Origin of the sequence: Prauserella alba (genome assembly GCF_024171735.1) — a bacterium.
GTDB classification, from domain to species: domain Bacteria; phylum Actinomycetota; class Actinomycetes; order Mycobacteriales; family Pseudonocardiaceae; genus Prauserella; species Prauserella alba.
In genome coordinates this window covers 1-11,006 of the sequence record NZ_JAMTCH010000006.1, presented here as the reverse complement: position 1 = coordinate 11,006, position 11,006 = coordinate 1, and the positions used below count along the sequence as shown (strand labels likewise).

Here is an 11,006-nt window from a genome sequence, read left to right as displayed (position 1 = left end):
TACGGCCGGTGAGGGCCGCCGCTCATCCGATGGCGTGGTATCCGCCGCCCCGGCCTTATTGGACTTGCATCGTCATGCATAATCATTCGTATGACGCTGAAGGTTGCGGTGGCCGGAGCCACCGGATACGCCGGTGGTGAGCTGCTGCGGTTGTTGCTCGCTCATCCGGACGTGAAGATCGGCGCGCTGACGGCCGCCAGCAGTGCGGGTACCCCGCTGGGGAGTCTGCAACCGCACCTGGCGCCGCTGGCCGACCGGGTGGTGGCCGAGACGTCGGCCGACACGCTCGGCGGGCACGACGTGGTGTTCCTCGCGCTGCCGCACGGTCATTCCGGTGCGATCGCGGAGCAGCTCGGCCCGGACGTGCTCGTCGTGGATCTGGGTGCCGACCATCGGTTGCGCGACGCCGCCGACTGGCAGCACTGGTACGGCGGTGACTACGCAGGCACCTGGCCGTACGGTCTGCCCGAGCTGCCCGGCGCTCGCGAACGACTACGGGGCACGCGCCGCGTCGCCGTACCCGGGTGTTTCCCGACGGGTGGTTCGCTCGCGCTCGCGCCCGCCGTGGCCGCGGGACTGGTGACGACGGACGTGACGATCGTGTCGGTCACCGGTGCGTCGGGGGCCGGTAAGAGCCTGAAACCACACCTGCTCGGCTCGGAGGTCATGGGCAACGCGAGCGCCTACGGCGTGGCCGGTGCGCACCGGCACACCCCGGAGTTCGTGCAGAACCTGAGTGCGGTCGCCGGCCGGAAGATCACCGTGTCGTTCACGCCGGTGCTGGCTCCGATGCCGCGGGGGATTCTCACGACGGCGAGCGCACCGCTGGCCGGCGCTCCGGGCGAGGTGCGGAAGGTCTACGAGGCGGCCTACGCGGACGAACCGTTCGTGACGGTGCTGCCGGAGGGACAGTGGCCGACCACCGCGGCGACCGTGGGGTCGAACACGGTGCAGTTGCAGGTGTCGGTGGACGAGCAGGCGGGCCGGCTGGTGGTCGTCGCCGCGATCGACAACCTGACGAAGGGCACCGCGGGCGGCGCGGTGCAGTCGATGAACATCGCGCTCGGACTCGACGAGACGGCCGGGTTGCCGGCCACGGGGGTGGCACCGTGACCATCACGACTTCCCGGGGATTCCGGGCCGCCGGCGTCACCGCGGGCCTGAAGGCCAGTGGCACGCCCGACGTGGCGCTCGTCGTCAACGACGGTCCGTCCGATGTGGCTGCGTGTGTCTACACGGCGAACCGGTGCAAGGCGAATCCGGTGCTGTGGAGTGAGCAGGTCACCGCTGACGGCCGCGCGAAAGCCGTGGTGCTCAACTCCGGCGGTGCGAACTGCTACACGGGACCGGAGGGGTTCCAGACGACGCATGCCAGCGCGGAGCTGGTGGCAGAACGGCTGGGCGTGGGTGCGATCGACGTCGTGGTGTGTTCCACGGGCCTGATCGGTGACCAGCTGGACCGGGCCACACTCACCGCGGGTATCGAGCGTGCGGCGGAGGCACTGTCGCCCGACGGGGGGACGGCGGCGGCCGAGGCGATCATGACCACGGACACGCGCAGCAAGGAGTCGCTGCGCTCCGGCGACGGCTGGACCGTCGGCGGGATGGCGAAGGGCGCGGGAATGCTCGCCCCTGCGTTGGCCACGATGCTGGTGGTGATCACGACCGACGCGCAGCTGGACTCCGCGGCGGCGGACCGCGCGTTGCGGGCGGCGACGAGGGTGACATTCGACCGCCTCGACTCGGACGGCTGCATGTCCACCAACGACACGGTGCTGCTCATGGCCAGCGGCGCCTCCGGAGTGGCGCCCGACGAGGCGACGTTCACGGCGCGGCTGACCGAGGTGTGCCACGACCTGGCCCAGCAGTTGCTGTCCGACGCCGAAGGTGCCGATCACGACATCGCGATCGAGGTCGTGAACGCGGCCTCCTCCGACGACGCCGTCGAGGTGGGCCGGTCGATCGCGCGCAGCAACCTGTTCAAGACGGCGGTGTACGGGAAGGACCCCAACTGGGGACGGATCCTCGCGTCGGTCGGAACGACGGACGCGGTGTTCGAACCGGGTGAACTGGACGTGGCGATGAACGGCGTGTGGATCTGCCGCGGCGGCGAGCCGGGCGACTCGCGCGAGCTGGTCGACCTGGGTGAGCGCTCCGTGACCGTGACGGTCGACCTCAAGGCGGGCACGGAGTCGGCGACGATCTGGACCAACGATCTGACGCACGCGTACGTGCACGAGAACTCGGCGTACTCGACATGAGCGATCCGGAATCCCTGATCCCCGCCGATGAACGCCTGGCCACCGCGTCGGAGAAGGCGGGCGTACTGATCGAGGCGCTGCCCTGGCTGCAGCGGTTCCACGGCGCCACGGTCGTCGTCAAGTACGGCGGCAACGCGATGGTCGACGACGAGCTCAAGCGTGCCTTCGCCGAGGACATGGTGTTCCTGCGACTGGCGGGTGTGCATCCGGTGGTCGTGCACGGTGGCGGTCCGCAGATCAACTCGATGCTGGACCGGCTCGGCATCGAGGGTGAGTTCAAAGGCGGGCTGCGCGTCACCACGCCGGAGACCATGGACGTGGTGCGGATGGTGCTGGTCGGCCAGGTCAGCAGGGAACTGGTGGGTCTGATCAACGCCCACGGTCCGTACGCGGTCGGCATCTCGGGCGAGGACGCGCGCCTGTTCACGGCCCGACGGAAGCAGGCCACGGTCGACGGCGAGAGCGTCGACATCGGACTGGTCGGCGAGGTCGCCGGAGTGAATCCGGACGCGGTGCAGGACATCGTCAACGCAGGGCGAATCCCCGTCGTGTCGACGGTCGCCCCTGACGCCGACGGCGTGGTGCACAACGTGAACGCCGACACGGCGGCGGGCGCGCTCGCGGGTGCGCTCGGCGCGGAGAAGCTCGTCGTGCTGACCGACGTCGAAGGCCTGTACGCGAACTGGCCGGACCGTTCGTCGCTGATCGACAAGCTCGGGGTGAGCCGGCTCGAAGCGATGCTGCCGTCGCTGGCCAGCGGAATGATCCCGAAGATGGAGGCGTGCGTGCGGGCCATTCACGGCGGGGTTCGCCGTGCGCACGTGATCGACGGCCGGATCCCGCATTCGGTGCTGCTCGAGGTGTTCACCGAACGCGGCATCGGCACGATGGTGCTGCCCGACGGCTCGCAGGAGGCCTTGTGATGTCCAATCAGGACGACCAGCGGCGGTGGCAGGCCGCGATGATGAACAACTACGGCACTCCGCAACTGTCGCTGGTGCGCGGCGAGGGTGCGGTGGTGTGGGACGCCGACGGCACGCGGTATCTGGACTTCCTCACCGGCATCGCGGTGAACGCGCTGGGTCATGCGCACCCTGCGGTGACCGAAGCGGTGACGCGGCAGGTCGGCACGCTCGGCCACACCTCCAACCTCTACATCAACGAGCCCGCACTGACCCTCGCCGAACGGCTGCTCGAACTCTCCGGAGTGACCGGCGGCAAGGCGCTGTTCTGCAACTCGGGTGCCGAGGCCAACGAGACGGCGTTCAAACTGACCCGGCGCACGGGCCGGACCAAGGTCGTGGCGACCGACGGCGGATTCCACGGCCGCACCATGGGCGCACTCGCCCTCACCGGCCAGCCGTCCAAACGGGAACCGTTCGAACCGCTCGTCCCCGGTGTCGAGCACATCACCTACGGTGACGTCGCCGCGCTCGAGGCCGCGATCGACGGGGACACCGCGGCGTTCGTCGTCGAGCCGGTGCAGGGTGAGAACGGTGTCGTCGTGCCGCCCGAGGGCTACCTGCAGGCCGCGCGGGAGATCACGAAGGCGCGCGGCGCGCTGCTCGTGGTCGACGAGGTGCAGACCGGCATCGGCAGGCTCGGGAGCTGGTTCGGGTTCCAGCAGGCGGGCGTCACGCCCGACATCGTTACGCTCGCCAAGGGCCTGGGCGGCGGACTGCCCCTCGGCGCGTGCCTGGCCTTCGGCGACGCGGCGGCCCTGTTCGAGCCGGGCCAGCACGGGACGACGTTCGGCGGCAACCCGGTGTGCTGCGCCGCGGGCCTGGCCGTACTGGACACGATCGCCGCCGACGGGCTGCTCGACCACGTGCAGACGATCGGCAAGGATCTCGCCGCCGGTGTCGAGGCGCTCGGCCATCCGCTCGTCGCGGGCGTGCGCGGCCGCGGAGTGCTGCTCGGTGTGCAGCTGACCGAGCGGGTCTCGGGCAAGGCCGCCGCGGCCGCGCAGCGGGCCGGTTTCCTCATCAACCCCATCCAGCCGGACGTGATCCGGCTCGCGCCGCCGCTGGTCCTGTCGCAGGATCAGGCCGGTGAGCTCGTGTCGGCGCTGCCGGCCGTGCTGACCGCGGCGCTCGAGGCAAAGGACTGACATGCCACGCCACTTCCTCCGTGACGACGATCTGACACCGGACGAACAGTCCGCGATCCTCGACCTGGCCGACGAACTGAAGAAGCGCCCGCACGGCGATCAGCTCGCGGGCCCGCAGGCCGTCGCGGTGATCTTCGAGAAGAACTCCACCCGCACGCGGTTCTCGTTCGAGGTGGGCATCGCCCAGCTCGGCGGGCATCCGGTCGTCGTCGACGGACGCAGCATGCAACTGGGCCGTGAGGAGACGATCGAGGACACCGCGCGGGTGCTGGCCAGGTACGTCGACGCCGTCGTGTGGCGCACGTTCGCGCAGGCACGCATCGACAAGCTGGCCTCGGTCGCGACGGTGCCGGTGATCAACGCGCTGACCGACGAGTTCCACCCGTGCCAGATCCTGGCCGACCTGCAGACCGTGCGGGAGCGGAAGGGGTCGCTGGCGGGACTGACCCTGACGTATCTCGGGGACGGGGCCAACAACATGGCCCATTCGCTGCTGCTGGGCGGCGTCACCGCGGGCATGCACGTGCGGGTGGCGGCCCCCGAGGGGTTCCACCCGCTGCCGTGGGTGCTGGACGCGGTGCACAAGCGTGCTGCCGAGACGGGCGGCAGTGCCGCGCTGCTGACCGACCCGCACGCGGCCGTGGACGGTGCCGACGTCGTGACGACCGATTCCTGGACATCGATGGGCCAGGAGAACGACGGCAAGGACCGCGTCGCCCCGTTCCGGCCGTACCAGGTCAACGACGGGCTCCTCGGCCGCACCGGCAAGGACACGATCGTGCTCCACGACCTGCCGGCGCACCGCGGCTGGGAGATCACCGACGAGGTGATCGACGGCCCGGCGAGCGCGGTGTGGGACGAGGCCGAGAACCGGCTGCACGCCCAGAAGGCGCTGCTCACGTGGTTGATGGGCCGACGATGAGCTTGTCCCGAGTGGCGCGGCAGGCCAGGATCACCGAACTGGTGTCCACGATGGCGATCCGCAGCCAGACCGAACTGGCGAAACTGTTGGCGGCCGAGGGCGTCGAGGTTACGCAGGCTACGTTGTCGCGGGATCTCGACGAGCTGGGCGCAGTGAAACTCCGCGGTGCGGACTCCGGTGCTCCGGTGTACGTGATCCCTGAGGACGGCAGCCCGGTCAAAGGCGTGCAGGGTGGCACGTCGCGGCTGTCCCGGCTGCTCGGCGAACTGCTGGTGTCGGCGGAGGGTTCGTCCAACCTCACGGTGGTGCGTACCCCGCCCGGCGCGGCGCAGTTCCTGGCCAGCGCGATCGACAGGGCGGCACTGGGCGAGGTGCTCGGCACCATCGCCGGCGACGACACCGTCATGGTGATCGCCCGTGAACCGGGTGGCGGCCCCGCGCTGGCCCGCCTGCTGACCGAGCTGGCCGACCGTCACCCCACCGACTCGAACTGACCACTCCAGCGAAGGAAGCGAAATTGAGCAAGGTTCTGATGTCCCTGCCGAAGGGGGAGCGCGTCGGCATCGCGTTCTCCGGTGGCCTGGACACGTCCGTGGCCGCGGCGTGGATGCGTGACAAGGGCGCCGTGCCGTGCACGTACACGGCCGACATCGGGCAGTACGACGAGGACGACATCGACGGCCTGCCCGGACGCGCGAAGGACTACGGCGCGGAGATCGCCCGCATCGTGGACTGCAAGCGGCAGCTGGTCGACGAGGGTCTCGCCGCGCTGGCCTGCGGTGCGTTCCACCTGCGGTCCGGCGGCCGGGCGTACTTCAACACCACCCCGCTCGGCCGGGCCGTCACCGGCACGATGCTGGTCCGCGCGATGCAGGCCGACGGGGTCGACATCTGGGGCGACGGGTCGACGTTCAAGGGCAACGACATCGAGCGGTTCTACCGCTACGGCTTGCTGGCCAATCCGGAGCTGCGGATCTACAAGCCGTGGCTGGACCCGGACTTCGTGCGCGAGTTGGGCGGGCGCCAGGAGATGAGCGAGTGGCTGACCGAGCACGGCCTGCCGTACCGCGACCCGGCGGAGAAGGCCTACTCGACCGACGCCAACATCTGGGGCGCCACGCACGAGGCGAAGACCCTGGAACATCTCGACGTGTCGCTGGAGACCGTCGACCCGATCATGGGCGTGAAGTTCTGGGATCCCTCGGTGGAGATCCCTGCCGAGGACGTCACGGTGCGCTTCGAGGCGGGGCGTCCGGTGGCGATCAACGGCCGGACGTTCGACGACCCGGTGGCGCTCGTGGTCGAGGCCAACGCCATCGGCGGCCGCCACGGGCTCGGCATGTCCGACCAGATCGAGAACCGCATCATCGAGGCGAAGTCCCGCGGGATCTACGAGGCACCCGGCATGGCGCTGCTGTGGATCACCTACGAGCGGCTGCTCAACGCGATCCACAACGAGGACACGGTCGAGAACTACCACACCGAGGGCCGCAAGCTCGGCAGGTTGCTCTACGAGGGCCGCTGGCTCGACCCGCAGGCGCTGATGCAGCGTGAGGCCATCCAGCGGTGGATCGCCTCGCTGGTCACCGGGGAGGTGACGCTGCGGCTGCGCCGCGGCGAGGACTACACGATCCTGGCCACGGAGGGCACCAACTTCTCGTACCACCCGGAGCGGCTGTCGATGGAGCGCGTCGAGGGCGCCGCGTTCGGCCCCACCGACCGCATCGGCCAGCTGACCATGCGCAACCTCGACATCGCCGACTCGCGCCACAAGCTCGAGTTCTACGCGCAGCAGCCGCTCGACCAGGGCCAGGTGCTGGTCGAGAACGGCACACTGTTCGGAGAACTGCCCTCGGGCGGCGCCGACCGGATCACCGACAACCCCGAGGTGGCGAGCGAGACGCCCACGCCGCTCGACGAGGCAGCCATGGAGTACGGGACCGACTGATGAACGACAACGTCAAGCTCTGGGGCGGGCGGTTCGCCAGCGGGCCCGCCGACGCCATGGCTGCGCTGTCGGCGTCGACGCACTTCGACTGGGTGCTGGCGCCGTACGACATCGCGGGTTCGCGGGCGCACGCCCGCGTGCTGCACCGTGCCGGACTGCTCAGCTCCGGCGAACTGGACAGCATGCTCGCGGCTCTGGACACCCTCGCCGAGGACGTCGCCTCCGGAGCCTTCACCCCGACGATCGCCGACGAGGACGTGCACACCGCGTTGGAACGAGGCCTGCTCGAACGGGCGGGCAGCGAGCTGGGCGGGAAGCTCCGCGCGGGCCGGTCCCGTAACGACCAGGTGGCGACCCAGTTCCGCATGTGGTTGCGGGACGCAGCCCGGCGGCTCGTGACCGGCACGCTCGACGTCGTCGACGCGCTCGTCGCGCAGGCGCACCGTCACCCCGACGCCGTACTGCCCGGCCGGACGCATCTGCAGCACGCCCAGCCGGTGCTGCTCGCACACCACCTGTTGGCACACGCCCAGGCGCTGCTGCGGGACGTGACCCGGCTGCGGGACTGGGACGCGCGCACGGCCGAGTCGCCCTACGGCTCGGGCGCGCTCGCCGGGTCGTCGCTCGGCCTCGATCCGGAGGCGGTCGCCGCCGAACTCGGCTTCGACGGCAGCGTCGACAACTCCATCGACGGCACCGCCGCACGCGATTTCGCCGCGGAGTTTGCGTTCGCCGTGGCGATGCTCGGGGTCAACCTGTCGCGGATCGCGGAAGAGGTCATTCTCTGGAACACCGCGGAGTTCGGCTACGTGACCCTCGACGACGCGTGGGCCACCGGCAGTTCGATCATGCCGCAGAAGAAGAACCCGGACGTCGCCGAGCTCACCCGCGGCAAGTCGGGCAAGCTCATCGGCAACCTGTCGGGCCTGCTGGCGACGCTCAAGGCGCAGCCGCTCGCGTACAACCGCGACCTGCAGGAGGACAAGGAGCCGGTCTTCGACTCTGTGGCGCACCTCGAGCTGCTGCTGCCCGCGCTCGCGGGCATGCTCGGCACGCTGACGTTCCACACGGACCGGATGGCCGCGTTGGCGCCGGCCGGGTTCACGCTCGCGACCGACGTCGCCGAGTGGCTGGTGCGCAAGGGGGTGCCGTTCCGCAGTGCGCACGAGGCGGCGGGCGAGTGCGTCCGAGTCGCCGAGGGGCGCGGGGTCGGCCTCGACGACCTGACCGACGACGAGTTGTCGGCGATCCATCGGGAGCTGACGGCGGATGTGCGCGAGGTGCTGACCGTCGCGGGTTCGGTGGCCTCCCGCGACGCCAAGGGCGGGACGGCACCTGCACGGGTGGGCGAACAGCGGGACCGGCTCGTCGAACGCGCCTCCGGACACCGCGCCTGGGCGGCCACGGCCGTGCGGGAGGACCGGCGACCGTGACCGCGACGCTATCCTGCCCGGCATGATCGACGACGCAGTGCGGGTGGTGAGCCGCGACGACCTCGCCGTCGATCCGGTCGCACTGGCGCCGTGGCTGCTGGGCTGCGTGCTCGAATCGCGCAGCGACGAGGGCACGGTGCGGGTGCGGCTGGCGGAGGTCGAGGCCTATCGCGGCCTCGACGACCCGGCGTCGCACTGCTACCGCGGCCGGACGCCCCGCAACGACGTGATGTGGGGTCCTGCCGGGTATCTGTACGTCTACTTCGTCTACGGCATGCACTTCTGTGCCAACGTCGTGGGACTCACCGACGGCAAGCCGGGCGCCGTGCTCGTGCGGGCCGGTGAGGTCATCGAGGGCCGGGAGCTGGCACGGTCACGGCGCCCGACCGCACGCGGCAACGGCGCCGTCGCCAAGGGGCCCGCGGTCCTGACCTCGCTGCTGGGGCTCGACGCGGCGCACAACGGCGTCGATCTCACCGACGCGGCGTCGCCGGTGCGGCTGCTGCAGGGTGAGGACGTCGCGGCCGAACGCATTCGCACCGGGCCGCGGGTCGGCGTCGCCGCGGCCCAGGACGTGCCGTGGCGGTTCTGGATCGACGGGTCGCCCGCCGTGAGCACGTACCGCCGCGGCGGACGCGCCCGCCGCTGACCGCACCGCCGCGATCCCCGCGGCGGTGCGGTCAGCGGGCCGGGGACAATGGGCGCGTGAGTGAGCACATTCTTGACGAGTTGACCTGGCGGGGACTGATCACGCAGTCCACTGATCTCGACGCGCTGCGCCGCGACCTCGACGCGGGGCCCGTGGTGGCCTACATCGGGTTCGATCCCACCGCGCCGAGCCTGCACGCCGGCCATCTCGTCCAGATGCTGGTGCTGCGTCGGCTGCAGAACGCGGGCCACCGCCCCGTCCTGCTCGCCGGCGGGGGAACCGGACTCATCGGCGATCCCCGTGACGTCGGGGAGCGGACGCTGAACTCCGAGGACACCGTGCGCGAATGGGCGGAGCGACTGCGCGGCCAGCTGGCCCGGTTCGTCGACTTCGACCACGCCGAGGTGCCGCCGATCGAGGTCAACAACCTCGACTGGCTCGGGGTGATGACCGTACCGACGTTCCTGCGCGACGTCGGCAAGCACTTCTCGATCAACACGATGCTGGCGCGCGAGACCGTCAAACGCAGGCTCGACGGCGAGGGCATCTCCTACACCGAGTTCAGCTACATGCTCCTGCAGGCGACCGACTACCGGGAGCTGTTCGAGCGGTACGGCGTCACGCTCCAAGTCGGCGGGTCGGACCAATGGGGCAACATCGTCGCCGGCGTCGATCTGGTGCGGAGGGTGCACGGGGCGCAGGTGCACGCGCTGACCACACCGCTCGTCACCGATGCCGACGGGCGCAAGCTCGGCAAGTCCACCGGTGGCGGCAACGTGTGGCTCGATCCGGAGCTGACCTCGCCGTACGCCTGGTACCAGTACTTCCTGAACCTGCCGGATGCGAGCGTGTCCGAGTACCTCAAGTTGCTGACCTTCCTCGACCGCGACGAGATCGCCGAACTCGAGACCGCCACCGTGGAACGGCCCGCGGCCAGGGCGGGGCAGCGGAGGCTGGCGCAGGAACTGACCGATCTCGTGCACGGACCGGAGCAGACGGCCCAGGTCGTCGCCGCGAGTCAGGCGCTGTTCGGCAAGGGCGAGCTGGCGGGACTCGACGAGTCGACGTTGCGTTCGGCCCTCGCGGAGGTGCCCGTCGGCGAGGTGCGGTTGTCCGACGAACCCACCATTGTGGACGTGCTGGTGGCCACCGGTCTGGTGGAGAGCAAGGGCGCCGCCCGTCGCACGGTGAAGGAGGGCGGTGCCTACGTGAACAACACGAAGATCACCGACGACGGGTGGGGGCCGGCCGAGTCCGACGCGCTGCACGGGCAGTGGCTCGTCGTGCGCCGTGGCAAGCGGAACCTGGCCGGACTGCGCCTGCTGGCGTGATCGGGCCGCTGACCAGCGGGTTCGCCAATAGGGGACCCCCCTGTTTCAGCGGGTTTCGCCGACGTGTAATCTTCTTCTTGTCGCCAGGGAGACCGGGCAGACGGAAAGCCGAAAGGCCGAAGTCGGAAGCCCCGGGTTACCAGGCGAGGGGACATGAACCAAGCTCCCACGTACGTGGTAGAGTGGGTGTTCCCAAGTCGGAGCGATCAGCCCATCACAAGCCGATAGGTTTGGTGCGGTGCTGACTGCGCCCTGACATAAAATCAACTGCGTGTTGTTTGAGAACTCAACAGTGTGTTTGTGAGCTTTGTTTTGTTGTTTTTGTGACCTCGTTTTGGGGTTTCTTTGAGCT

Annotated in this window: 10 protein-coding genes; all 10 read left to right on the top strand. The window is 69.9% G+C overall.

Translation table 11 applies throughout. From position 1 onward, the window contains the following. Nucleotides 1-90 precede the first annotated feature (90 nt). The 10 genes from argC to tyrS are packed head-to-tail and all read left to right on the top strand — an operon-like array spanning nt 91 to nt 10,654. Nucleotides 91-1,113, top strand: a complete 1,023-nt coding sequence (gene argC / locus LY12_RS20050) for an N-acetyl-gamma-glutamyl-phosphate reductase (protein WP_253858943.1) — start codon at nt 91-93, stop codon at nt 1,111-1,113. Beyond that, entirely contained in the window at nt 1,110-2,261 is a 1,152-nt protein-coding gene (argJ, locus tag LY12_RS20045; protein WP_253858942.1) for a bifunctional glutamate N-acetyltransferase/amino-acid acetyltransferase ArgJ, read from the top strand. The genes argC and argJ overlap by 4 nt, the downstream gene beginning before the upstream one ends. Continuing rightward, entirely contained in the window at nt 2,258-3,184 is a 927-nt protein-coding gene (argB, locus tag LY12_RS20040; RefSeq protein ID WP_253858941.1) for an acetylglutamate kinase, read from the top strand. The genes argJ and argB overlap by 4 nt, the downstream gene beginning before the upstream one ends. Then, nucleotides 3,184-4,371, top strand: coding sequence for an acetylornithine transaminase (locus LY12_RS20035; protein ID WP_253858940.1), 1,188 nt, complete (start codon nt 3,184-3,186; stop codon nt 4,369-4,371). Before argB ends, LY12_RS20035 begins: the two co-directional genes overlap by 1 nt. Nucleotide 4,372: 1 nt before the next feature. After that, entirely contained in the window at nt 4,373-5,293 is a 921-nt protein-coding gene (gene argF, locus LY12_RS20030; RefSeq protein WP_253858939.1) for an ornithine carbamoyltransferase, read from the top strand. After that, nucleotides 5,290-5,787, top strand: coding sequence for an arginine repressor (locus tag LY12_RS20025; RefSeq protein ID WP_253858938.1), 498 nt, complete (start codon nt 5,290-5,292; stop codon nt 5,785-5,787). The genes argF and LY12_RS20025 overlap by 4 nt, the downstream gene beginning before the upstream one ends. 23 nt (nt 5,788-5,810) lie before the next feature. Then, a complete protein-coding gene (gene argG / locus LY12_RS20020) occupies nt 5,811-7,241 on the top strand; it encodes an argininosuccinate synthase (RefSeq protein WP_253858937.1) in 1,431 nt (476 codons plus the stop codon). After that, nucleotides 7,241-8,674 (top strand): argininosuccinate lyase, encoded by a 1,434-nt coding sequence (gene argH, locus LY12_RS20015; RefSeq protein ID WP_253858936.1) that lies wholly within the window; start codon nt 7,241-7,243, stop codon nt 8,672-8,674. Before argG ends, argH begins: the two co-directional genes overlap by 1 nt. 22 nt (nt 8,675-8,696) lie before the next feature. Further along, the gene (locus LY12_RS20010; RefSeq protein WP_253858935.1) at nt 8,697-9,323 is read left to right on the top strand and encodes a DNA-3-methyladenine glycosylase; all 627 of its coding nucleotides are present in this window, start codon (nt 8,697-8,699) and stop codon (nt 9,321-9,323) included. A gap of 56 nt (nt 9,324-9,379) precedes the next feature. Then, entirely contained in the window at nt 9,380-10,654 is a 1,275-nt protein-coding gene (tyrS, locus tag LY12_RS20005) for a tyrosine--tRNA ligase (protein ID WP_253858934.1), read from the top strand. Nucleotides 10,655-11,006 lie beyond the last annotated feature (352 nt).